This is a genomic window from Acinetobacter sp. ANC 7912, from assembly GCF_039862785.1.
GTDB lineage: Bacteria > Pseudomonadota > Gammaproteobacteria > Pseudomonadales > Moraxellaceae > Acinetobacter > Acinetobacter thermotolerans.
The window spans coordinates 2,611,332-2,636,748 of sequence record NZ_CP156795.1 but is presented as its reverse complement, the minus strand read 5'-3'; the positions used below and the strand labels follow the sequence as shown (position 1 = coordinate 2,636,748).

Genomic DNA, 25,417 nt, shown 5'->3' with positions numbered 1-25,417 from the left:
GCTTACATTCTCATTGGGCCGGCGGCGCCACCAGGACCACGGCCACCGCCGCCACGTTTAGCGCCATCATTTGATGTATCCGAACCATCGGCAATCACGACTTGATCACCACGTTTTAGACCTTTGATCACTTGTGCAGTGACACGGTTGTTTAGGCCGATCAGCACAGGGGTCGGTTTAGCCGTACCATCTGGCTGTAACACACGTACCATGGCACGTTGTGCCTTACCTTGTTCAATCAGCGCACGTTCAGCATCAGAAAGCACCAAACGGGCAGGGCGGTCGCCGGTTGGACGTTCACCTTGAGAGGCATCACCAAGGCCTTCACCTCGTGGACCAGCTTCACTGCGAGAGCCTTCACCACGATTTGGACGTTGCGGACGGTTTGAGCCTTGAATGGCAGATGCTGGAATGGTCAGTACATTTTTCGCTTCATCCAGCACGATATATACCTGTGCGGTCATGTCGATACGTAGCTTGCCATCTTCGTTTGGCACATCAAACAGCGCGTTATAGTACACGGCAGAACTTGAAGAAGAATTTGAAGTATTAGTTTCTGTATTAATTGAATTTGGCGCAGGTTCAACCTGACGCAGTTTGGCGTAAATTTTCTTTTCACTATTCCCTAAAGTAGTGAAGTAAACTGTTTGACCTTCTTGCACTTTCATGACATCGGCTTCAGAAATTTCAGCCTTGATGGTCATGGTGTCGAGTTTTGCCAGTTTGACAATCGTTGGCGCGCTTTGATTGGCGTTTACGGTCTGACCTTCTTCAGTCACGATCGCCACAATAGTGCCGTCCATAGGTGCCACAATCTGGGTATAACCAAGGTCTTCTTTCGCGGTTGCCAAGGTCAGGCGAGACTGTTCGATCTGGGCATTGATGGCCGCAATATCGGCCTGTGCAGTTTTGTAGCTTGCCAATGCTGCTTCCAGTTCGGCACGTGAAGTCGCATCCTGTGCATACATGGCTTTTTGACGGTTATATTCAGCTTCAACCTTTGCCAGATTGGCCTGTTTTACTGCCAGTTGTGCCAGCTGGTTTTTGATGCTGGCTTCGGCAGTTTTCAGGTCATTTTCCTGACGCACAGAATCGATCTGGGCAATCAGCTGGCCTTGTTTCACCTGATCCCCCAGTTTGACGTACATCTTTTTCACCTGACCGGAAACCTGGGCACCTACGCTGACCATTTTGGTTGCTTCCAGGACACCGGTTGCCAGTACAGAGCTTTCAATATCACCTATGGTTGCTTCAGCAGTAATGTATTGAGGAGGTTGCTCTTTGGGCTTAAGGAAATACCAGCCTGCAGCAATAAGGGCGATGGCGATCACCGCGACCATGATCAGTTTTGTCGGTTTTATTTTGGGCATAGTGAACAGATTTCAGTCAGAGATATGGCAGTGATTATAAAAGGGAAATGAGGATAAAACGTGAATTTTTTTAACAAACAAGAATGATTATTATTTTAAATTTCTATTTTTAAACAGAAAATTCTGTTATTCAATTCCTGCTTTTGGTTTTTTATCATGATCATCTTCCAGCTAAACTTTATAAAATCAGGTTTTACAAAATCTCTTCCATCGCACTTGGTATTTATGTTTTTTATGAGAGCTTTATATGAAATAGATTATAAAAATATTGGCTAAAAAATAATCTTTACAGGTGGTAATAAAAATAAAAAATTAATCATAAACCTCTAGATTACGGCCAAAAAATACCCTAATATCGAAATCCCTTATAAAAAATAAGGGTATGCATTACAAATCGATGGAAGCCCTTATAAACTTATAAGATTTACGCCAATCTCAACTTTTTAAGTCATTGAAATAAAAAGGACATAACCTCATTTTAAATCCGTCTATGAAAATAAAATTACAGTTATGTCCACTGAAGAATCTATCATCATTGTCTATTTAATCATAGAGGAAATTTACCCAACTATAGTCTCTGAACCATTAAGAAAACGTGGTTTTCCACCTGCTTTAACCGATATTGAAATTATCACAATGCAAATTGTTGGTGAGTGTCTCAAAATGGATACGGATAAAAGCATATGGATGTTTTTTAAAAACAATTGCTTAAGTTGGCTCCCTCATTTAGGTTCATATCCTAACTTTTGTAAGCATTGTGCAAACTTATGGCAAGTTCATCAAAAAATCACAGCCCAATTAACTGCACATTATGGTCAGGATCATATTCATTTTATTGATGGATTTCCTATACCTGTTTGTCGTTATAGTCGAGCAAAAAGACACAAGAATTTCAAAGAACATGCAGGTTTTAGTTATTGTGCTGCACAACAAGAGAAATACTATGGTTTTAAAGGGCATCTTGTAATTAATTTGGAGGGTATGATTACTGGCTATACTTTCGCTCCAGCAAATGTAGATGAGCGTGATGTTGCACCAGAAATCACAGAAAATATTCATGGGTTACTAGGTGCAGATAAAGGTTACTTAAGACCCAGCTTGAAAGAATACTATAAATTTCAGTATGTTGATCTACAAACTCCTTTAAGAAAGAATATGCCGGACTCTAGATCTCAAGAATCAATGAGGTTGCTTATGAGAGCACGAAGGAAAATTGAAACGGTCATTGGTCAATTAACTGATCGCTTTAATATTCAAAAAGTAAGGGCAAGAGATTTATGGCACTTATCGCATCGTTTTATCAGAAAGATTTTGTCACATACGGTCTGCGTCGTTATGAATAAAAAATGTGGTTATTCGCCGATTCAATTTGAAAAGCTTATTTAAAGTTGAGATTGGCGTAAATTATTTTTAAAAATTCTAGACGGGAAACATTCATGGAATGGAATGATAGTTACAATATCGATATTGAGGTGATCGACAATCAGCACCGCCAAATTTTGGACTATATTAATATCTTGGAAGAGGTTCGAAAGACGGGGGATCGCGGTAAAATTAAAGAAGTTTTGGAGGATTTAATTGACTATACCCAGTCACATTTTACTTTCGAAGAAAATCTTCTGGAACAGGTGCATTATCAGTATTTACCTTCGCATCGCGGCATTCATGATCTGTTTGTCAAACGCTTGAATGATTATCGCGAGAAATTTCATCAAGGTTTATCGATCGAAAATGATCTGTATCGCCTATTGTCGAAATGGTTAATCAATCATATTCAGCACGATGATCAGGATTATGTCGATGCTGTACGAGACAATATGATTCATTATCTGAAAGTTCAGGAACAGGAAAAGGCAAGGGCTGGTTTGCACGGTTCTTCAGTTAAACTGGCGAAGTCCACAGGCTTTTGCCACACATGCTGCTAATGGCTTGCAGCACTAAATGTTCAGGATTCTCATGGCCGAGGCCTTTAATTGAGGCATCGATCCGCAATAAAAGCTGAGGCCAGCTTAAAAAAGTTTGTGGACTTAAACGTCGCAGCGCCTGTTGATACAAACCTACTTTGGTTTTCCAGATGCCAATTTGCAACGCATTTTGCGGCTGTTCAAACAGTTGCATCAGCAGGCGCATTTCTTTGCTGATACTCCATAAAATCAGGCTCATCGGTTCGCCCGACGCAATCAGGTACTGAAAAATCTTGATTGATTGCGCCAAGTTGCCATTCAGTAGCGCATCACTGAGATCATAAGTGCTATAGCGGGATTGATCCTGTAGGCAAGCATACAGGTGCTCGACCTGAATCACGTCTACATCAGCAAATGTATCACTGACACGCATCAGGCTGTTTTTGGCCGCGAGCAGGTTATGTTCATGATGCTGTTCCAACCAGGCCCAAGCGTCATTATCCAGTTTAATTCCCAGCTTCTCCGCTTCGACTGACAGAATCTGCTGACGGTCATGTGGATAATTGGCGCTGAGAGATACATTGACGCCATTGGCATCCATGACCTGAAAGAAGCTGGATTTGAGGCTGCTGCTGTCCTGCTTGGGCATGACAACGAGTAAAAGGTTGTCGCTGTCCTGCTGCAAATAGCTTTTCAGCTGTTTGATACCACTAGCATCCGGCTTGATATTGCCATGCACTTCCACAGCAAGCTGGGTAGAAAACAGCGATAGGCTGTTTAGGGCATTAAAAACATTTTTCCAGTCACTGGCCGAATTGATGTCATAACGCTGCCGTTCGACTTCGCGCTGTTGCCAGCTGCTGCGAAAGGCATCCATCAAATTTTGTTCAAGTAAGGGTTCCTGACCATGCAATACCCAGGCACCACGAGCTTCGTTGACACGCTTTAATGCCTGCAGATAGTCAAGTTTCATACAATGCTCTTACTTAGCAGGTTGAGCGGAAGCATCTGGTTTTGCCAGCGGCAAACGGTTGGATGAAATCTGACGGGCGATCTGTTGAGCCACATCATCCACCAAGACCTGTTTCAGGAATACCTGTTCCTGGTCATCCGTATTCACAGTTTCAATGTCGTATTGATAAGTACGGGTTGCGATTACGGTACGTGGCTCAGTCACCGGATTTCCTTGCGCATCTTCAATACGGAAGGTCACGCTCAGACGTAGCAAGGCTTCTACCAGCTTGCCATTGAGCTCCATACGACGCGGTGTATAGTCCAGTACACGCAGCACATAGCCATTTGAAGAGTTAGTCAACTGTACCCCAGCCGCACCGAGGTAAATCGCCAGTTTTTCCTGTAAATCTTCCGTATTCGCTGGTAAAGCTAGACTCATCACTGAGTAAGTCACAGGTACTGAGCTTGGATTGGTCCCTTTTAAATGGAAGCCACAGCCAACGAGGCCTGCACTTAGACCACAAGTTAAAACAATTGCTGCTAAACGTTTGCCCAAATGCATGCGTTGTCCTCTGTTCTTCCCGAAGGAAATATCTGAAATCCTGAACCGGATTGTAAAGTCAAAGCCCGTTGACTGGCAACGGGCTTTGTGTTTTTTAAACCTCCCTTTGATAAAGGGAGGTTTGGAGGGTTTATTCCTTATAAATTCCCTCTCCTTTTAGGCATAGGTATCTACACATCTTTAGGTACCTAGTGCAATAGTTGCGATTTCATTCAGTTCATTTATTGAATATTCTGAGAGCAGTTGAAGAGTATTTAGTAAAATCGAGAGTCCTGCCAATATGGCAGGCGCACTCTCTACCTTGCCTCTTTTCTGTTGTCTACCTGAAAGTCTAGTCAAAAATGCACGGACTTTCTGATTTTGTTCATCTGTACAACGCTGTACTCTCCACGTCAACACACAAGCCATACAACTGATTAGCAAACGCCTTAAAATCGCTTCTGGCGTAGTCTGAAGCCATGACTCAATATCATGGCCTGCTTGCTTGAGAAGTTTGAAATAACATTCGATTGACCAACGCCAGTAATACCAAGTCGTCAGTTCTACTGCGGTAATCTCAGTTGGTACATTACTGATCAATGACCATCTTGCAACTGTCTTTTCATTAATATCTTTAACCACCGCAATAATCAGTCTAGCCTCAATTGCAGCACCTTTCTGAGGAGCAACTCTTTGACCTAAACAATCTTTTTTATTTGATTTTGCAGCACGGGTAAGCCGAACATTGGTTTCTCCAACATAAAGCATATGTTGATTACCCTTGTAAGAAATGGGTTTCACTTGCTGTATTTCGATACGTTCAGCAACTTCTCCAACTTTACATATTTCACCCTGATGCTCAATCCGATTTCCTTCCTTTGCTCGAATAAGCCATTGAAAACCATGACTGCTTAATTCCCTGAGATGAGCAATGGAATCTCCTTCACGATCAATAATATGTACGCAGGTTTTATCAAGAGGAAACTGTTCAACTTTTTGAATTTGTTCAGAAAGGGAGTCTAAATGGGTTTTACGTTCGGTCTGTTGCTCATTGAATGTCGAATAGCAACCTGAAGCACTAGAAAGGGTCTGAGCTAATGGAGCAACAGGTAGTCCAGAAGCAGCATCAACAAGTAAGCTCGTTTGTAATTCATAGCCTGAGTCGTACTGATGTGTCCTTTGGAGTTTTTGGGTTTTATTACGATGTGTCACATATTGGATTTGTGACCAATCATGAATAACTAAAGCATAACGATGCAGCGATGTCTTAATCTGATCACAAGCAAGTTTTTGAATAGGTTCATTTAATTGTTTAAATGAGATTTTATCATTATTTAAAAACCGCCATACAGCTTGCGTCGTTGCGAAACTATTTTTTTGAGCAGAGGCAATATCTTTGATTGCAGGAGCAAGTGAAGCAAGAGGATTCATATTGAGTTGAACGAGGTTGTTGTAACGTTTGACAAGGCGCTGATCTAAGCGAGAGATGTTAAAATTGAAGAGCATGCTCTTCAATTTAACGCAAAACATGGAAATTGTGTAGATACCTATGCCTTTTAGGAGAGGGTTAGGGAGAGGTGGGTTGAATTGATCCCCCTCATCCCAGCCTTCTCCCAGAGGGAGAAGGAGATAAAAGGATTTAAATCACCAAGTTCACTAACTTATTCGGTACCACAATTTCTTTCTTGGTTGGACCAGTCAGGAATTGCTGGATTTCAGGCAACGCTTTCGCTTGTGCCAAGATGTCTTCTTTAGACGCATCTACAGAAACTTCTAGCTTGCCACGCAGTTTACCGTTGACCTGAACCACGATGGTTTGAGTATTACGAGTCAGCGCAGATTCGTCCACTTGTGGGAACTGTGCAGTAGTTAACTCGATCCCGAACTGAGCCAATAAAGTCTGGCTTAAGTGTGGTGCAAATGGAGCCAATAAAGTCAGCAGGGTGATGATGGCTTCACGGGCTACCGCAACATCGTTGTCATCTTTTGCTTCAAACTTGTTGGTTGCATTCAGCAGTTCCATCAATGCCGCAATCGCAGTGTTGAATGCATGACGACGTTCGATGTCATCACCCACTTTCTGGATGGTTTCGTGAGTCTTACGACGCAGATCCTGAGCCGCAGTCGACAATTGAGCTTTGTTAAGCTCAGTGGCTACATTGCCTTTTTCAAGGAAACCAACAGCCAAACGCCATACACGTTTCAGGAAGCGGTTAGAACCTTCCACACCAGCATCAGACCATTCTAAAGATTGATCTGGTGGTGCAGCAAACATCATGAACACACGGGCAGTATCGGCACCGTACTGGTCAATAATCGCTTGCGGGTCGATACCGTTGTTTTTCGATTTCGACATTTTTTCCTGACCGCCCACGATTACAGGCTCACCGTCACCTTTGTATTTCGCAGAGATGATGCGACCTTTTTCGTCACGTTCCAGTTCGATATCTGCCGGGTTGAACCAGGTTTTCTTGCCAGATTCAGATTCACGGTAGTAGGTATCCGCCAGCACCATACCTTGAGTCAGCAGGTTAGTGAACGGTTCATTGCCTTCAACTACACCCTCGTCACGCATCAGTTTATGAAAGAAGCGGGCATACAATAAGTGCAGAATCGCATGTTCAACACCACCGATGTACTGGTTCACTGGCAACCAAGTCTGGCCCGCTTCAGGTTTCACCATGCCGCCAGTAAAGTCTGGAGATGCATAACGGGCATAGTACCAAGATGACTCTACGAAAGTATCCAGTGTGTCGGTTTCACGACGTGCATCGCCACCACAGCATGGACATTTGGTTTCATAGAACTCTGGCATTTTGTTTAGCGGATTACCTGAACCATCTGGAACAACGTCAGTTGGTAGAACTACTGGTAATTGATCTTCTGGAACTGGCACCTGACCACATTTTTCACAGTTGATCATTGGGATTGGACAACCCCAATAACGCTGACGGGAAACACCCCAATCACGCAGGCGGAACTGAACTTTTACGTTTGCAAGACCTTGTGGCTCAAGTTTCGCAAGGAAAGCATCAAACGCGCCTTGGAAATCTAAACCGTCAAATTCACCTGAATTAACCAGTTTGCCTTCTTTAGAGCTGTACCATTCTTGCCATTCAGTTGCAGAGAATTCAGCATCATCCGCGCCTTTGGCATCGATGACTTGCTTGATGGTCAGGCCATATTTGTTGGCGAATTCAAAGTCACGTTCGTCGTGTGAAGGTACCGCCATCACCGCACCTGAACCGTAAGACATCAGTACGTAGTTCGCGATCCACACTGGAACTTCTTCGCCAGTCAATGGATGTTTCACGAACAGGCCAGTTGCCATGCCTTTTTTCTCGGCAGTCGCCAGATCCGCTTCTGCGACAGAACCCATACGGCATTCTTCGATGAAGGCTTTCAGTTCTGGATGATTTTCTGCCGCTTTTTGCGCCATTGGGTGTTCTGCTGCAATTGCAACATAAGTTACACCCATTAGTGTATCGGCACGAGTCGTGAATACAGTCAGACCATCTGCATAGATTTCAGGATTTGCTGAAGGGAAGGTGATTTCCATACCTTGAGAGCGACCAATCCAGTTGCGTTGCATGGTCAGAACTTGTTGTGGCCAACCATCTTTTAATGTTTCAAGGTCATCTAATAATTCTTGCGCATAGTCAGTAATGCGGAAGTAGTACATTGGAATATCACGTTTTTCGACCAATGCACCTGAACGCCAGCCGCGGCCATTTTCAACCTGTTCATTCGCCAGAACGGTCTGGTCCACAGGATCCCAGTTTACAGTCGACAGTTTGCGGTAGATCAAGCCTTTTTTATACAGTTGGATAAACAGCCACTGTTCCCAGCGATAGTATTCTGGTGTACAGGTTGCGAATTCACGATCCCAGTCAATGGATAGTCCCAGTTTTTTCAACTGATTACGCATGTAATCAATGTTTTCAAAGGTCCATTTTGCTGGAGCAACTTTGTGCGCAATCGCCGCATTTTCCGCAGGCAGACCGAATGCATCCCAACCCATTGGTTGCAGCACAGTTTCACCTTTTAGGCGGTGGAAACGGCTGATCACGTCACCAATGGTATAGTTACGCACATGACCCATATGCAGCTTGCCACTTGGGTAAGGGAACATCGAGAGGATATAACGACGTGGACCTTCTACAGTGTCGGCAACTTTAAAGGCTTTGCGAGATTCCCAGTCCTGCTGGACTTGAGGCTCAATCGCACTGGCTTGGTATTCTGAGTCAATGTGAGTAGTCATAAACGTATTAATGAATTACGGTGGAAAAGTTTGTTGCACAGCATAGCGCAAAATGCACCTAAAAGTGAATTTTGCGCGTTCGAAATGTCAGTGAAAATGTCGCAGAAATCAGTTCTGCTTAGAGCATTTTTCCTGATGCTGCTGGTTGAGACTGGTTTTGTTCAACTGGAGCAGAATTTTCTTCTTTCGCAGACTTGGATTCAGCAGCAGGCGTAGTGCTTTGAGATGGTGTCGGGTAGGAGTTCTTCCAGCCATAGGTCTCCACCTTACCTGTTTTTTTGGCATTCTTTGGTGGTGGTGTCTTAGTGTAATGGGTAACCCCTTTGGCATCCACCCATTTATAGAATTCATTGGCCATGGCATTGCTGCACATTAAACTGATGCAAAGCATGCCTGCCAAAGCAGCGAAGCGTGAACTATTCATTCTGATCTATCCTTTGCAATTCAAGCATTAAGGTTTTTGATATTGTAGTCTTTTTAAATAATGAAGTAAGAGTATTTGTCGGCTTTTTGTCGACGTATTTCTGAAAGGACGTCAAATTTTTATATAATCCATTCATAAAAAGTAAAATTAAAAATCATGAAAATTCATTCAAAATTTTTATATAAGGCATATTTAAAATTTATGGGAATAAATATTTAATTTATTGTTTTTAAATTATATTTTTTTTAGTTATTGGGGTTTTTAGTACAGCTATATAGATAAAAGTTTAGAAAAACAGCGAAAAGTATGAAATTTATGGTGTATAGCACGTTTTTTAAACTTGACTTTAGAGGCTGAAAACACAAGAATGCAGCAATAGTTTTACATGCCTTATCTCGATCACCCTTCGAATAAGTGTCATTTCATGCAATGGGCGATTTCTCTAGCCGAGAAATTGAACAAAGCTAAACAAAATATGTTTATCCCAACATGTTTTAGATCTTATATTGCTCGAACAGCTGAGAGATCAGATTTTTTCCCTATTGCGATGAAAACTATGAAATATGTGTGCTATAACAGTGCAGACAGTTACTGAATGAAACACTGCAAATGCCTCCCATTTACGCAGTGAATAATATTAGGGTGAATCACGTTGGAACTTTTATCTGGTGGTGAAATGCTCGTTCGCGCATTAGCGGATGAAGGCGTTGAACATGTTTTTGGATATCCAGGCGGCGCAGTTCTACACATTTACGATGCGCTATTTCAACAAGACAAAATTAAACATTACCTCGTACGTCATGAACAAGCTGCCGGTCACATGGCAGATGCTTACTCACGTGTGACAGGTAAGACTGGTGTTGTACTGGTTACTTCAGGTCCAGGTGCAACCAATACCGTGACCGCGATTGCAACTGCGTATATGGATTCTATTCCAATGGTGGTGCTGTCAGGTCAGGTCGCAAGTCATTTGATCGGTGAGGATGCGTTCCAGGAAACCGATATGGTCGGTATTTCTCGTCCGATCGTGAAGCACAGCTTCCAAGTGCGTCACGCAAGCGAAATTCCAGCGGTTATTAAAAAAGCATTCTATATCGCAGCATCTGGCCGTCCAGGTCCAGTGGTCGTTGATATTCCGAAAGATGCAACTAACCCTGCAGAAAAATTTGCCTACGAATATCCTGAAAAGATCAAGATGCGTTCTTATCAACCACCTTACCGTGGTCACTCAGGTCAGATTCGTAAAGCGATTGATGAACTGATTAATGCTAAACGCCCAGTGATTTATTCTGGCGGTGGTGTGGTTCAGGGTAATGCTTCAGCACAATTGACTGAGCTTGCACATCTGCTGGGTTATCCAGTAACGAATACCTTGATGGGCCTTGGTGCATTCCCGGGCGATGATGACCAATTCATCGGTATGTTGGGTATGCATGGGACTTATGAAGCCAACATGACTATGGCGAATGCCGATGTGATCTTGGCGGTAGGTGCACGTTTTGATGACCGTGTAACCAATAACCCTGCTAAATTCTGTCCGAATGCCAAAGTCATTCACATCGACATCGATCCGGCGACCATTTCTAAAACCATCATGGCGCACATTCCAATCGTGGGTGCAGTAGAACCTGTGCTGAACGAAATGCTGAACCAGCTGAAACAGATGAATGTGTCCAAGCCAAATCCTGAAGCGATTGCTGCATGGTGGAAACAGATCAATGAATGGCGTGCCTTCCACGGCCTGAAATTCGAAGTACCAACAGACGGTACGATGAAGCCACAACAGGTGGTTCGTGCGCTGGATAAAATCACCAATGGTGAAGCGATCATTACCTCTGATGTAGGCCAGCACCAAATGTTTGGTGCCTTGCACTATCGCTACAAACGTCCTCGCCAATGGATCAACTCTGGCGGTCTGGGTACCATGGGTGTAGGCTTGCCATACGCAATGGCAGCGAAACTGGCCTTCCCGGATCAGCAAGTGGTTTGTATCACTGGTGAAGCATCGATTCAGATGTGTATCCAGGAACTTTCAACCTGTAAGCAATACGGCTTGAACGTGAAAATTCTGTGCCTGAATAACCGTGCCTTAGGTATGGTAAAACAGTGGCAGGATATGAACTACGAAGGTCGTCACTCTAGCTCTTATGTAGAGTCACTGCCTGACTTCGGTAAGCTGATGGAAGCTTATGGCCATGTAGGTATTGAAATTAACCATGCAGACGAGCTTGAATCAAAACTTGCAGAAGCAATGGCGATCAATGATAAGTGCGTATTTATTAACGTAATGGTTGACCGTACAGAACACGTTTATCCAATGTTGGTAGCTGGTCAGTCAATGAAAGATATGTGGTTGGCTAAAGGGGAGCGCACTTCATGAGACATATTATCTCTGTACTCGTTGAAAACGAAGCTGGTGCATTATCCCGTTTAGTGGGCTTGTTCTCACAACGCGGCTACAATATCGAAACATTGAACGTGGCACCAACCGAAGATCCGACACTTTCACGCCTGACTCTGACTACTTATGGTGATGATCACAAGATCGAACAGATTACCAAACAGCTGAACAAGCTGGTTGAAGTGGTTAAAGTAGTTGACCTGTCAGAAGGTTCACACATCGAACGTGAGCTGATGCTGATCAAGGTGAAAGCACTGGGTTCTGCACGTGATGAAATCAAGCGTACTGCTGACATTTTCCGTGGTCAGGTTGTGGACGTAACGCCAACAACTTATACCATCCAAATTGCCGGTACGACTGAAAAAATTGATGCATTTATTGATGCATTGGCAGAAAACACGATTCTAGAAGTCGTACGTTCAGGTGTGTCTGGTATCGCACGTGGCGAAAAAGTACTGACCATCTAAATTCAAGGAATTACCTCAACTGAATAAGAAGAGGGAGTCAGGCAAGTCACATACTGATGACTTGCCTGATGAAACAGACAAACAAGCATTTAAGCGGAGACAGCAATGCAAATTTTTTACGATAAAGACTGCGACTTATCTATCATCCAATCTAAGAAAGTAGCAATCATTGGTTATGGTTCACAAGGTCACGCTCATGCGCTTAACCTTAAAGATTCTGGCGTTGATGTGACTGTAGGTCTGCGCGCTGGTTCTGCTTCTTGGAAAAAAGCTGAAAACGCTGGTCTTAAAGTATCTGAAGTACCTGCTGCTGTTGCTCAAGCTGACCTGGTAATGATTCTGACTCCAGATGAATTCCAAGCTCAACTTTACCGCGATGTAATCGAGCCAAACATTAAAGAAGGTGCGACTCTTGCATTCGCTCACGGTTTCTCTGTTCTTTACAACCAAGTTGTTCCACGTAAAGACCTTGACGTAATCATGGTTGCGCCTAAAGCACCTGGTCACACTGTACGTTCAGAATTCCAACGTGGTTCAGGTGTTCCTGATCTGATCGCTGTTCACCAAGATGCTTCTGGTAACGCTCGTAACGTTGCACTTTCTTACGCTTCAGGCGTAGGTGGTGGCCGTACTGGTATCATCGAAACTTCTTTCCGTGAAGAAACTGAAACTGACCTGTTCGGTGAGCAAGCAGTTCTTTGTGGTGGTGCTGTTGAACTGGTTAAAATGGGCTTCGAAACTCTTGTTGAAGCTGGCTATGCACCAGAAATGGCTTACTTCGAATGTCTGCACGAACTTAAACTGATCGTTGACTTGATGTTCGAAGGCGGTATCGCTGATATGAACTACTCTGTATCTAACAACGCTGAGTATGGTGAATACGTAACTGGTCCTGAAGTTATCAACGAACAGTCTCGTGAAGCTATGCGTAATGCATTGAAACGTATCCAATCTGGTGAATACGCTAAGATGTTCATCCAGGAAGGTGCATTGAACTACCCATCTATGACTGCTCGTCGTCGTCAAAACGCTGCACACGGTATCGAACAAACTGGTGCTAAACTGCGTGCGATGATGCCTTGGATTCAAGCAAACAAAATCGTTGATAAAGAGAAAAACTAATTTCTCAAATTCATTGATTTGAATGCGAAAACCCACTCATTTTGAGTGGGTTTTTTTATATTATTCAGGTTGAAAACCTTAGAATAAGAGTTAGGGTTAAAAAATAAAATAGGTGTTATTTATGTGCTAAGTTTTTGGTTTTAAATCTATGTTTTTTTAATATAATTTAAAAATCAGCAATTTATTTTTATTAATTAAATACTATAAGAAACACCCTTAATATTTAGAGATTATAGAATAATCTAAAGAGAGTAAGGGGATTGTCCTTATTAAGAATTATAAATTATAGATTAAGAAAGGAAATATAAAATTATTTATTGAAGAAAATTTAAATTTTATAAAAGTAAAATAAAAAATTAATAAGAAAAAATCTGGGAAAAAAAAGAAATAAAAGTATTGAATTCTGAAACAAATATTAAAATAAAAAAGAGTGTATGTTTAAGTTTTTGAATTTAAAAAGTATATTTTATTTTATTGAATTAATTTTATTTTGAGATAATTAATAAAAAGATGAAAAATAAAAAAAATAAAATAAGTAATATTTTTATTTCAAAATATTAGATCTCAAATTGTAAGGTTTTGTAAGGTTTTGAGAGTTTTATTTTATATTGATTTATTTTAAAAAAATAATAAAAAACAAAGCTATATGTTTAATGTTTCATTTTTTAGGTTGGATTAATAGATTTTTCAATTATGTATTAAATGTCGGGTGTAAAACAAGAAAAAAGGAGCTATAAAATAATTCATTAAAAAATAAAGATCTAGAAGATTTGTGTGCGTCTGTTAAGGAATAATGATATGTATTGTGAAAAGTATCACGTTTGTATGTTTTTATGCCAATCCTAATAAGATAAGACTACGGTTATGTGGCTGCACTCATAATAATAAAGAGTTTCACGCTGGCCGTTCTTCGAAATAAATATTTATATTCTTTTAAAAGAATGGAGAAAAACATGAAAAAAATAACTCAAGTGGCATTAGCGGCATTAGTACTTGGAGTTGGATCAGCAAGTGTATATGCTGGTGGCGATGATCGTGGTCCTAGCCAACATAAACCACATAAAGCAGGTAAACATGGCTGTGGAGATAAGTGTGAAGGGAAAATGAAAATTGTTTTAGATATTCCACGTCACTGTGACCTGGATATTCCTGATGAAACATTAACATTGACTCAAGTACAAAATGGTAGCTGGACAGATACAGGAACCTTTACTGTGCGTACCAATGCACCTTACCGTCTGGATATTTCAGCACCTCGAGTTTTAAATGGTCAAGGAGGTGCAACAATACCAGTACGAGTTACTACTCGACATGAATCTGGAGGCGAGTACAATGGTCGTTACCTACCAAGTACCAAAAATGCCGATAAGCAATTTAATGTGACTGCAACAGTATCTAACGATAACTATAGTGAAGCAGATGCTGGTCTATATTCTGGTATTTATACAGTAGCAGTTCGATTCTAAAAATAAGAAAATTCTATTTAAACTATAATTAAATAATTAGGAGGTGCACTAAGCATCTCCTACTTTAATATTTAAAAATAAATAATAATTAGATTCAATGTATTGGAGCCAAAGATGAATATAAGAATAATGGGATTTCTGATAATACTTGTATGGAGTGCCTCTTTGTCTGCCGGAATTAAATTTACGCCTATACAAATGCAGATTGAGGATTTTAAAAAACAAAAAAGCACGACAGTGAATATTGAAAGTACTGGATTATCCTCTTCTAAAATTTTTGAAATTAATGCTTATAAATGGGAACAGGATAGGGAAGGAAATGATATATTGATAGAGGATAAAACTTTACTTTTTAATCCAAAAATATTTGAGTTAAAACCAGAAAGTAAGCAGATTGTACGTATTGGTTTTAGCCAGCCACCGGAAAATTTGGAACAACAGCAAGCTTGGCGCATTGTATTTAAAGAAATAACACCAATTCAAGAAAAATCTACAATCAATTTTTTGTTTAATTTTTCTTTACCTTTATTTGCAGGGAAAATCATTGCGCCTAAATTGAATGCAGATATTCAAAAAGTAAATAATTTGGCTTATCTCAATATTAGTAATACTGCAAAATCCTTTGCAAAAATAACAGAAGTTGTAGTTTTAGATAATAAAAATAATGAGTTGCTTCGACAAGATGTAGCGTTGTATGTATTGAGTGGTAATAAAATTAGAGTTGAACTGGGTGAAATCAAAGAAGGGAATGCGGCAAAATTAAAAATCAAACTAGATGAAGCAGGATATGTAGAGTTTCCTGTTAAAGGATAATGATTATTACGAATAATAAAAAAGTAGTAAAAGGATCGTGCTATGAAGGCCAAAAAACTTCTTTTAGTCATTGCCTGTGGAATTGGGGTTACACATGCGGAAATTATTCAAGGGATTGAACAGAAAGCAATATCTGAAGAGTTTATTGTAAATATTTGGGTGAATGGATTGGACTATGATACTGAAACAGTAACTTTTTCCCAAGGAGGAAAGCGATATGTCGAGTGTGAGGCTTTGCGTAATATTGGAATTCGTATTGAAAAAACTCCAAGGCATTCAGCTAGAAACAATTTTTGTCTCATAACCTCACCTGATATCCGAATAGAAGATGATCATAGCTTACAGGCTATTAAACTTTTCTTACCAGCAAACTATTTTCAAGATACTGATTACTTGGCAGATGTGGAAATACCCGCAAAAGCAAATTTTGGAGGGTTTATAAACTATAGTCTTTTTTATGGCAAAGATGAAGAAGAACAAGAATTTAATACGTTTTCAGAAATTGGTATTTTTAATGATTATTGGCTATTTAAAAATGCTTTTCTGTATCGAAATGATCCGGAAGAAGTTGAACAACAGGTAGTGCGTGTAAATAGTACTCTAGATGTTGATTTTCCAAAACATTTTTTGAAACTAACGGTAGGCGATACAACAAGTCCTTATAGTTTTTTAAATAACTCTTTTCGTTTTGGCGGTCTTAGTTTTGGAACAAATTATATCGAGCGGCCAGATTTTGTTTTCTGGAACATACCCGCATTAACAGGGAGTGCTAGTTTACCTTCTACCATTGATTTATTTATTAATGGTGTCAGTCTGTATCGAAATTCTGTAACACCAGGTAACTATAATCTCCCTGGAGGAGCTATCGTTAATCAGGCTGGGGATGCTCAAATCGTTGTAGAAGATATTCTCGGAAACCGAACTGTACGTAGTTTTCCAATCTATATAAATAGCCGTTTATTAAAGCCAAAATTAAACGAATATAATTTTTCGGCAGGTAAATTACGTTACAACTATGATGTCGTAGATGATGATTATAGAGATATGTTTGGTAAATTCTATTTTCGTCGAGGCATCACTAACTCTACCACCTTAGGCGTGGATTTGGTTTATAGTGAAAATGTGAGTAATGCAGATCTATTGTGGACTCAAGGAATTAGCAAATATTTTCTTTTAGATACTGCAGCTTCGGTGAGCAAATCAGAAGAAATAGATGAGCAGGGGTATGCAGGTGGTATTGGAATTAGTCGTAATTCCAGAAATTGGGCGTTTGGTTTAAACAGCCAATATTTTACTAAAGAATATCAATATTTAAACTCAGACACACTGGATTCAAATATTAAATCTTCAAATATCTTTTACTTAAATTTTTCTAACTTAAAAATTGTTGATGGATTGGGTTTTAACTATGTTTATCAATCTTATTATAGCGATGACAATGGGACACCTCGAGAAGATCGTAAATTTTTAGATGTTCGTGCAAGTAAAGTTTTAACAAAAAATTTATTTACAGATTTTGGCTATTATAAAGATTTTAGTGAAGAAGATGGAGATCAAGGCTTTAATATTGCCTTTTATTATAATTGGGGAGAAAGAGGGCGTATTTCTTTAGATCATGATACGGGAGATAAAGAAACCAGTTTAAGTTATGCACATCGTACTATGACGCAAAATGGTTTTGATTATGTGCTTGGTGTGAACCATAGAGAAGAAGAGATTAACTACAATGCATATGGCCTGTTAAAAACAGATATTGGTAATTTGCAGTTATCACATGATGAATTTGAAGATCGCCGTTATTCTCAAGCGGCATTTGATGGTGCTCTAGTCTGGTTAGGTAGCAAAGTAGCTTTAACCAAGTATGCAGATAATGCTTTTGCATTGGTCAATGTAGATCAACATGCTGATGTTGATATTTATCGTTCAGCCACTCTTGCAGGAAGTACAAATAAAAAAGGGTATATGTTTGTTCATAACCTGATTCCTTATATTCACTATGATATTTCTTTCGATCATAACCAACTGGCTATGGACGAAACCTTTGAACATTCTTCCAAAGAGCTGGTAGGGCTAGATCAACGGGGATATCGTTTAGATTTTCCTATTCATAAAACTAAACGCTTCATTGTTCGGCTAAAAAATAATCAACAGAACAAACTTGTTGCAGGTTCAGAAGTTCTTATAGATGGGCTTGGAGAAGAGCCTTATTTTGTAGATAGTCAAGGTCTTGTCTATCTCTATCTATTTAAACCAGGAATATACAATCTGAAAGTTAAGACTCAAGGCGGACAATACTGCCAGGCACAATTTAATCTTAATCATATGCAATTCCAGAATGCTAGCAGCCAGGTTCTAGAAGCTGTATGTAAGTAGGAGCAGGACAATGAAAAAGTTGTTTTTCTTTTTATCTCTACTGGTCATGAATACAGTAGCAACTGCGCAATATTGCTCAATTGATGGTTTTAGTAGTGGAGAATTACGCTTACAAAGTTATCAGCGCAGTCAAGCAGCCACCTCTTTTAATATTACCTGTGATAAGAGTTATTCCATTTTATTTAACAGTCAAAATTTATTAAGCGCGGATGGTATGAGTTTTGTAGCTAACGGTCCAGATAAATTGCGGACTAAGTTAAATTTGAGAGGAGCAAATAATAATTTGTGGGGCGTGCCACTGACTCAAAGTGCTGCACAACGCCAAAAATATATTATTGCAGTGCAATTGCTTGATAATCCTTTAAATGGTTTTCCAGCAGGTACCTATACTGACCAAATTTCAGTAGATATTAAGTTTTAAAATAATCGTTCTAAATAATCTGTAATAAAAGGCTCTAAATTCAGTATTTCAATAAATAGGTTAGATAAACTGAAAATAATAAAGGAGCAAATGATGAAACTCCACAATGCAAAAACAAAATTTCTCGAGATGGATTTAAAAGGCTGCGTGGTGTTGAATCATCTATTACATTCTAAAAGTATAGCTGCCTTCTTTAAAACGATCAGCCGACTTGGTAATGGTGTTTTCTGGTATGTGATGATTATTGCTACCTGGTTGCTGCAAGGTCTGATTTATAGTTTGCAAATGTTTTATCTAATAGTTGGTAGCACTATTGGAACAATACTTTATAAAATACTAAAGACTAAGACCTCACGTCCTCGACCTTATCAGGTTCATCATCAGCTGATCCGTCTAGGTGAGCATCCTTTAGATTATTATAGTTTTCCGTCTGGTCATACCTTGCATGCAGTTATGGCAACAACTTTACTGGGCTATGCTGTGCCATTATTGCTGATCCTGATGTTGCCTTTTACCATTCTGGTGGCCTTGTCACGTATGATTTTAGGGTTACATTATCCCAGTGATGTAGTTATTGGTGCAGTCATTGGTGCCACGGTAGCCATCAGTGTGATTTCTCTGGCTCCGGTATTTAATATCAACTTATAAAAATATGTAGCTTGCTGCGCTAAATGCTCGCAGTATTTGCCAGATTTGATAAAGTACAGCATCAAAGCAAACAGCTATTAGGAACAGATATGGGTTTACGTTGGACAGATACTCTCGATATCGCAATTGAACTGTATGAAGCTCACCCGGATGTGGATCCGCAGTGGATCCGTTTTACCGATCTGCATGCATGGGTATGTGCACTTCCTGACTTCGAAGATGATCCACAAAAATCAACCGAAGGTCTGCTGGAAGCAATTCAAATGGCTTGGATTGACGAAGCACGCTAAGGCTTCTGTCAAAAAAGCAATTTTTTTACAGAGGAAAAGCAGAAAATTGCGCATTATCTCGGTATAATGCGCCAAATTTTCATGTCAACCATTGACTAAAGGAGCCAATCATGGCTATTGAACGTACATTATCTATCGTAAAACCAGACGCAGTTGCTAAAAACGTAATCGGTGAAATCTTCGCTCGTTTCGAAAAAGCGGGTCTTAAAATCGTTGCAACTAAAATGAAACACCTGACTAAAGCTGAAGCTGAAGGTTTTTATGCTGAACACAAAGAACGTGGCTTCTTTGCTGACCTAGTTGCATTCATGACTTCTGGTCCAGTGGTTGTTTCAGTTCTTGAAGGTGAAAACGCAGTTCTTGCTCACCGTGAAATCCTGGGCGCAACTAACCCTAAAGAAGCTGCTCCTGGTACTATCCGTGCAGACTTCGCTGTAAGCATCGATGAAAACGCTGCTCACGGTTCTGACTCTGTAGCATCTGCTGACCGCGAAATTAACTACTTCTTCGCGCAAACTGAGATTGCTCCGCGTACTCGTTAATTCGCAGTATTCAAGCCAGATAAGTGTTATTATACTTATCTGGTTTTTTTATTCCCTGAATAATCCTTTGCTCATATATTGAGCTTCTCCTTTCATCTTTAGACATGGTTTAGGTAACACACATGAGTACTGAAGCAGTCGCTGTATCAGCCGTTTCTGATGCACAGCAACACACTCCATCCGCTCCTGCACAGGAAAAAACTGTGGAGAAAGTGAACTTACTTGGCATGTCACGTCCACAAATGGAAAAATTCTTCGAAGATATGGGTGAGAAGAAATTTCGTGCCGGACAGGTGATGAAATGGATTCACCAGTATTTCGTGACTGATTTTTCTGAGATGACCAATATCTCAGGCAAGCTGCGTGAAAAGCTGGAAAAGATTTGTGAAATTAAAGCCCCAGAAGTGGTGCATAAAAATTTCTCCAAAGACGGTACCCGTAAATGGGTGTTCCGCGTGGGTGATGGGGAAGGATCACTGGTTGAAACCGTACTGATCCCAGCCGAAGACAAAACCGGTTCACGCAAGACCTTGTGTATTTCCTCACAAGTGGGCTGTGCCCTGGACTGTTCTTTCTGTTCAACCGGTAAACAGGGTTTCCAGCGTGACTTGACTCAAGCAGAAATTATTGGTCAGTTGTGGATGGCAAACTATTCCTATATGGAAGATGTGCCTGTTGCGGATCGTGAGCGTTCAGTCACCAACGTGGTAATGATGGGTATGGGTGAACCATTGCTCAATTACGACGCTGTGTTGAACTCTATGCGCATTATGCTGGACGACTTTGCCTACGGCATGTCAAAACGTCGTGTGACCTTGTCGACTTCTGGTGTCGTGCCGAAGATTGACCAGCTGGCAGAAGATATTGATGTGGCTTTGGCAATTTCTCTGCATGCTACTAACAATGAACTGCGTAATGAATTGGTGCCAATTAACAAGAAATATCCACTAGAACAGCTCATCGCCGCATGTCAGCGTTATATCAAAAAAGATGGCAATGAAAGTGCACGTAAACATGTGACCATTGAATACGTGATGCTGGATGGCGTGAATGACAAGCCTGAACATGCACAGGAAATGATTAAGCTGCTGAAAGACCTGCCAAGCAAGATTAACCTGATTCCATTTAACCCGTTCCCCCATGCCCCATACGGACGTTCTAGCCGTAACCGCATTATTTCTTTCCAAAAAACTTTGTCTGATGCCGGTTTTGTGTGTACGATTCGTCAGACACGTGGTGATGATATTGACGCTGCGTGTGGACAGTTAGTCGGGCAGGTTGCAGACCGTACTCGTCGTGCTGAACAATGGAAAAAGAAAATAGCGCAATCCAATGAGATCATGCGCTCACAAGGATAAAAAGAGGTCGCCAATTGAGAAAGATGACATCTAAAATTGCTTTAATTTCAACAATATGTTTTTCACTTGCATTAACTGCCTGTCAGACAGTAGACGCGGGGAAAAAGGACCCGGAAAAGGCAATTAAGGTACGTACTCAATTGGCGGTTGAATACCTGAAAACAGGTGATCTGGATTCAGCCAAGCGCGCCCTGGACGAAGCACTGAAAATCAATTCACGTGATGCCCAGGCCAATATGATGATGGGCGTGCTGCTACAACAGGAAGGCAGTAAAGCCAATCTGGAAAAAGCGGAAAGTTATTTTAAAAAAGCGATTTCTGCTGAGCCGAAAAATGCACAGGCGCGTAACAATTACGGCACCTATTTATATCAACTTGAACGTTATAATGACGCGATTGAACAGTTTGAAATTGCCGGTGCCACCCTGGGCTATGACCAGCGTTACCGTGCCCTGGAAAATCTGGGGCGGATTTACCTGAAAAAAGGGGATCTGGTAAATGCTGAAAAATCATTCAAACAGGCACTACAAGCCAATCGCGATTCTTATATTTCAATGTTAGAGTTGGCAGAGATTTTTTATCTGAACCAGCAGTTCCCTGCAGCGAGCAAAATGTATGAACAGTTTGTGCATGCGGTAGGGCAGAAGAATCAGGGTGCTCGTGCACTCTGGATAGGCATTCGCACAGCGCGTGCCAGTGGCGATCAACTCGGAATGCAGGTACTGGTGAATCAGCTGCGTGCACTTTTCCCTGAAAGCCAGGAATACCAACGTTATTTGCAATTACAGTACAGTACTGAGGCCGTATGGAAGTAAATCCTAATTCACCATCGAATAATTCGAGCGTAGCGCCAAACGCGTTAGGAAATGTTCAACGTCCAGGTGAGTACTTGCGCCAGGTTCGTCTCAATAAAAAGCTTGAACTGGCAGATGTCGAACAAGAGCTGAATATTCCGCTGAAAACCCTGACTGCGCTGGAGCAGGATGACTATAAGTCTTTGCCTCAGGCCACTTTTATCAAAGGGTATTACCGTCTCTATGCCAAATATTTAGGTGTAGATGCGACCAATATTATCCAGCGTTTTGATGATATTTATGCCAGCGAAACCGGTGTACCGCCGATCAATGGTCTGAATAATTCTCCCATCAAGATCATGGGCAAACTGCCAGGTTCTAACCGTGACCGTAACCGTAAATGGCTAAAACGTGGCCTGATTACGCTTGCTGTCTTGGTGGTATTGGGCTTGCTGGTTGCCATGATTCAGAACTGGTCAAGCAGCAGTGATGATGCGGTAGAACCGGCAGCGCAGGAATCTGAAGTTGAAGTCATTAATATGGATTCAACGGTTGCAGTTTCTGGTGACCAGTTAAAACTTGAATTCAGTACGCCAACTTCAGTGCATATTGTGGATGCAACTGGCAAGGTGCTGGCAACCGGCCGTCAGGCATCGACACTTAACTTGAGTGGGGAATCTCCATTCCAGATCCGTCTCGATGATGCAACAGCTGTGACATTGACCCTGAATAATGAAAATATTGCATTGTCACCATACACCGTAAACGGTAAAGCAGATTTCCGTTTATCACGTTAAGGGCAAAAGAGTAGAAGCAAATCATGATAGTGAATCCGATCCAACGCCGTCCAACTCGCAAGATTCGTGTCGGTTCAGTTTATGTCGGTGGTGATGCGCCTATCAGCATCCAGAGTATGACCAATACCGAAACTTGTGATGTGGCAGCCACGGTGGCACAAATCCAGCGCTGTGTTGCGGCAGGTGCGGACATCATGCGGGTTTCTGTGCCAAGTATGGAAGCAGCGGCAGCGTTCGGTGAAATCCGTAAGCAGGTCGATGTGCCACTGGTCGCGGATATTCACTTCGACTACAAAATTGCCCTTGCCGTTGCGGACATGGGGGCGGACTGTCTGCGGATTAACCCGGGGAATATTGGTTCAGAAGCCAAAGTGCGTGAAGTGGTGGCAGCAGCAAAACACCATGATATTTCCATGCGTATTGGTGTGAATGCCGGTTCACTGGAAAAAGATATCCAGAAAAAATATGGCGAGCCAACAGGTCAGGCCTTGCTGGAATCTGCAATGCGCCATATTGATATTCTGGACCGTCTGGACTTCCAGGAATTTAAAGTATCAGTAAAAGCATCAAACGTATTCCTGACCATGGATGCGTATCGTCTGCTGTCTCAACAGATTGATAATCCATTACATCTTGGGGTAACCGAAGCCGGGATTTACCGTACCGGTTCGGTGAAATCAGCGATTGCCCTCGGTGGTCTGCTAATGGAAGGCATTGGCGATACCATGCGTATTTCTCTGGCGGCTGAGCCTGAGGAAGAAGTCAAAATTGGTTTCGATATCCTGAAATCTTTAGGTCTGCGTTCTAATGGGATTAACTTTATTGCCTGCCCAAGTTGTTCACGTCAGGAATTTAACGTGATTAAAGTGATGCAGACCCTGGAAGAGCGTCTGGAAGATGTACGTGTGCCGATGGACGTGTCCGTAATTGGCTGTAAAGTGAATGGTCCGGGCGAAGCCAAAGAGGCTGATATCGGTGTGGTAGGTGCAACTCCACGTTCACTGGTGTATCGTAATGGCGAAAAGAGCCACTTAATCGATACCAATCAACTGGTTGATGAAATCGAAGCTATGGTTCGTCAACGTGTTTCTCAGCTTGAAGAAGCTAAATCAAAAGAAATTATTCGCACAGGTTTTTCTGAGTAGATCATGAGTTCAATCGTCGCAATTAAAGGTTTTAATGACATTCTCCCAACGCAAACCCCAGCATGGAGACGTCTTGAACAGCATCTATCCGGTTTGATGGATGCCTATGGCTATCAACAAATCCGTTTGCCGATGGTTGAACAGACCAATCTGTTCAAGCGTTCGATTGGTGATGCAACGGATATCGTTGAAAAAGAAATGTACACTTTCCTGGACAAAGGTAATCCACCTGAGTCTTTGACCCTGCGTCCTGAAGGTACTGCGGGCTGTGTACGTGCCATGCTGGAGCATAACCTGCTGCGTGGCGCAACACCAAAAGTGTGGTATATCGGGCCAATGTTCCGCTATGAAAAACCGCAAAAAGGCCGTTACCGCCAGTTCCACCAGTTTGGTGTAGAAACCTTTGGTGTGGCAACGCCTGACCAAGATGCTGAACTGATCCTAATGACTGCACGTCTTTGGAAACGTATGGGTGTTGCAGACAAAGTTCAACTTGAACTCAATACACTAGGTGAATCAGAAGAACGTGCGAATTACCGTGCGGCACTGGTGGATTTCCTGCAAGCGCATAAAGCAGACTTGGATGAAGACTCTCAACGTCGTCTGACGACTAATCCATTGCGTATTCTGGATTCCAAAGATGCCAAAACACAAAGCATCTTGGAAAATGCGCCTAAACTTCACGACTTTATGGGAGAAGAAACACTAGCGCATTTCAACCAGTTACAGCAATATTTGACTGATGCAGGTATTAGCTTCGTGATCAATCAGAAACTGGTGCGTGGTCTGGATTATTACAACAAAACCGTATTTGAATGGACCACGACTCATTTAGGTTCGCAAGGGACTGTATGTGCCGGCGGTCGTTATGATGGTCTGGTCGGTCAGCTGAAAGGTAAGCCTGATCAGTCTGTACCTGCAGTAGGTTTTGCGATGGGTATGGAGCGTTTATTGCTTCTGCTGGAACAGGTCGAAGATAATACCCCGGTACGTGATTGTGAAGTGTTCTTGGTGGCTGATCCGGCTTCTCAAGGCAAAGCACTGGTACTGGCTGAACAGATCCGTGACCAGCTGGAAGCGGCAGGTAGCACGATTCGTCTGAAAGTCGGTTCACAAGGTTCGATGAAATCCCAGATGAAAAAAGCCGACCAGTCTGGTGCCCTGTATGCAGCGATCATTGGTGAGCGTGAGCTGGAAGCACAGACCTTCACTGTGAAAGAGCTGGCGACTGCAGAGCAATCGGAAGTAGCATTTGCTGACTTTGTGTCATTTTTCACAACTAAAATTTCTTCAAAATAATCGATAAAATATTCGGAAAGGGGCAAT

Annotated in this window: 22 protein-coding genes and 1 pseudogene; 17 read left to right on the top strand and 6 right to left on the bottom strand. The window is 41.6% G+C overall.

All coding sequences use genetic code 11. The features are described 5' to 3' along the window. Positions 1–2: 2 nt before the first annotated feature. Positions 3–1,370 carry an efflux RND transporter periplasmic adaptor subunit gene (locus tag ABEF84_RS12970; protein WP_347464112.1) on the bottom strand — a complete coding sequence of 456 codons (1,368 nt, stop codon included), beginning with the start codon at positions 1,368–1,370 and terminating at the stop codon, positions 3–5. Between the two features lie 510 nt (positions 1,371–1,880). On the opposite strand from ABEF84_RS12970, the gene ABEF84_RS12965 reads away from it, so the two are divergent. Beyond that, the gene (locus ABEF84_RS12965) at positions 1,881–2,756 is read left to right on the top strand and encodes an IS982-like element ISAba825 family transposase (RefSeq protein WP_347464114.1); all 876 of its coding nucleotides are present in this window, start codon (positions 1,881–1,883) and stop codon (positions 2,754–2,756) included. Positions 2,757–2,806: 50 nt separating this feature from the next. After that, positions 2,807–3,255 (top strand): annotated as a pseudogene (locus ABEF84_RS12960) (bacteriohemerythrin). Here ABEF84_RS12960 and holA read toward each other — a convergent pair. The 5 genes from holA to ABEF84_RS12935 all read right to left on the bottom strand — a co-directional run bounded on the left by holA (position 3,252) and on the right by ABEF84_RS12935 (position 9,421). Continuing rightward, positions 3,252–4,247, bottom strand: coding sequence for a DNA polymerase III subunit delta (holA, locus tag ABEF84_RS12955; protein ID WP_347464116.1), 996 nt, complete (start codon positions 4,245–4,247; stop codon positions 3,252–3,254). The pseudogene ABEF84_RS12960 and the gene holA sit on opposite strands and share 4 nt — an antisense overlap. A 9-nt stretch (positions 4,248–4,256) precedes the next feature. Further along, positions 4,257–4,790 (bottom strand): hypothetical protein, encoded by a 534-nt coding sequence (locus tag ABEF84_RS12950; RefSeq protein WP_347455990.1) that lies wholly within the window; start codon positions 4,788–4,790, stop codon positions 4,257–4,259. A gap of 180 nt (positions 4,791–4,970) precedes the next feature. Further along, positions 4,971–6,200: a transposase gene (locus ABEF84_RS12945; RefSeq protein ID WP_347461149.1), complete on the bottom strand. Its 1,230-nt coding sequence runs from the start codon at positions 6,198–6,200 to the stop codon at positions 4,971–4,973. A 208-nt stretch (positions 6,201–6,408) separates the two neighbouring features. Further along, entirely contained in the window at positions 6,409–9,030 is a 2,622-nt protein-coding gene (gene leuS, locus ABEF84_RS12940; protein ID WP_347464118.1) for a leucine--tRNA ligase, read from the bottom strand. A 118-nt stretch (positions 9,031–9,148) separates the two neighbouring features. After that, a complete protein-coding gene (locus ABEF84_RS12935; protein WP_347454180.1) occupies positions 9,149–9,421 on the bottom strand; it encodes a DUF4124 domain-containing protein in 273 nt (90 codons plus the stop codon). Between the two features lie 685 nt (positions 9,422–10,106). Here ABEF84_RS12935 and ABEF84_RS12930 point away from each other — a divergent pair. The 15 genes from ABEF84_RS12930 to hisS all read left to right on the top strand — a co-directional run bounded on the left by ABEF84_RS12930 (position 10,107) and on the right by hisS (position 25,390). After that, entirely contained in the window at positions 10,107–11,834 is a 1,728-nt protein-coding gene (locus tag ABEF84_RS12930; protein WP_034583486.1) for an acetolactate synthase 3 large subunit, read from the top strand. Further along, positions 11,831–12,322, top strand: coding sequence for an acetolactate synthase small subunit (gene ilvN / locus ABEF84_RS12925; RefSeq protein ID WP_034583484.1), 492 nt, complete (start codon positions 11,831–11,833; stop codon positions 12,320–12,322). The genes ABEF84_RS12930 and ilvN overlap by 4 nt, the downstream gene beginning before the upstream one ends. 105 nt (positions 12,323–12,427) lie before the next feature. Further along, positions 12,428–13,444, top strand: a complete 1,017-nt coding sequence (gene ilvC, locus ABEF84_RS12920) for a ketol-acid reductoisomerase (RefSeq protein WP_347453155.1) — start codon at positions 12,428–12,430, stop codon at positions 13,442–13,444. 971 nt (positions 13,445–14,415) lie between these two features. Next, positions 14,416–14,910, top strand: a complete 495-nt coding sequence (locus tag ABEF84_RS12915) for a hypothetical protein (protein WP_347473385.1) — start codon at positions 14,416–14,418, stop codon at positions 14,908–14,910. A 114-nt stretch (positions 14,911–15,024) separates the two neighbouring features. Continuing rightward, positions 15,025–15,723, top strand: coding sequence for a fimbria/pilus periplasmic chaperone (locus ABEF84_RS12910; protein WP_347453153.1), 699 nt, complete (start codon positions 15,025–15,027; stop codon positions 15,721–15,723). Positions 15,724–15,765: 42 nt separating this feature from the next. Beyond that, positions 15,766–18,096: a fimbria/pilus outer membrane usher protein gene (locus ABEF84_RS12905; RefSeq protein WP_347455987.1), complete on the top strand. Its 2,331-nt coding sequence runs from the start codon at positions 15,766–15,768 to the stop codon at positions 18,094–18,096. A gap of 10 nt (positions 18,097–18,106) precedes the next feature. Then, on the top strand, positions 18,107–18,517 hold the full coding sequence (locus ABEF84_RS12900) for a hypothetical protein (RefSeq protein WP_347454710.1): 411 nt from the start codon (positions 18,107–18,109) through the stop codon (positions 18,515–18,517). Between the two features lie 93 nt (positions 18,518–18,610). Then, positions 18,611–19,165 carry a phosphatase PAP2 family protein gene (locus tag ABEF84_RS12895; protein WP_347464305.1) on the top strand — a complete coding sequence of 185 codons (555 nt, stop codon included), beginning with the start codon at positions 18,611–18,613 and terminating at the stop codon, positions 19,163–19,165. Positions 19,166–19,254: 89 nt separating this feature from the next. Then, positions 19,255–19,455: a Fe-S cluster assembly protein IscX gene (gene iscX / locus ABEF84_RS12890; RefSeq protein ID WP_347456360.1), complete on the top strand. Its 201-nt coding sequence runs from the start codon at positions 19,255–19,257 to the stop codon at positions 19,453–19,455. 110 nt (positions 19,456–19,565) lie between these two features. Continuing rightward, the gene (gene ndk / locus ABEF84_RS12885; protein WP_347455986.1) at positions 19,566–19,997 is read left to right on the top strand and encodes a nucleoside-diphosphate kinase; all 432 of its coding nucleotides are present in this window, start codon (positions 19,566–19,568) and stop codon (positions 19,995–19,997) included. A 122-nt stretch (positions 19,998–20,119) separates the two neighbouring features. Next, the gene (rlmN, locus tag ABEF84_RS12880) at positions 20,120–21,355 is read left to right on the top strand and encodes a 23S rRNA (adenine(2503)-C(2))-methyltransferase RlmN (RefSeq protein ID WP_347455985.1); all 1,236 of its coding nucleotides are present in this window, start codon (positions 20,120–20,122) and stop codon (positions 21,353–21,355) included. A gap of 23 nt (positions 21,356–21,378) precedes the next feature. Then, on the top strand, positions 21,379–22,170 hold the full coding sequence (gene pilW, locus ABEF84_RS12875) for a type IV pilus biogenesis/stability protein PilW (RefSeq protein ID WP_404798875.1): 792 nt from the start codon (positions 21,379–21,381) through the stop codon (positions 22,168–22,170). Next, complete coding sequence (locus tag ABEF84_RS12870; RefSeq protein ID WP_347454713.1) at positions 22,161–22,946, top strand: RodZ domain-containing protein; 786 nt, start codon at positions 22,161–22,163, stop codon at positions 22,944–22,946. Before pilW ends, ABEF84_RS12870 begins: the two co-directional genes overlap by 10 nt. Positions 22,947–22,969: 23 nt before the next feature. Then, positions 22,970–24,091 (top strand): flavodoxin-dependent (E)-4-hydroxy-3-methylbut-2-enyl-diphosphate synthase, encoded by a 1,122-nt coding sequence (gene ispG / locus ABEF84_RS12865; RefSeq protein WP_347453147.1) that lies wholly within the window; start codon positions 22,970–22,972, stop codon positions 24,089–24,091. Positions 24,092–24,094: 3 nt separating this feature from the next. Then, complete coding sequence (hisS, locus tag ABEF84_RS12860; RefSeq protein ID WP_347453146.1) at positions 24,095–25,390, top strand: histidine--tRNA ligase; 1,296 nt, start codon at positions 24,095–24,097, stop codon at positions 25,388–25,390. Positions 25,391–25,417: the final 27 nt, after the last annotated feature.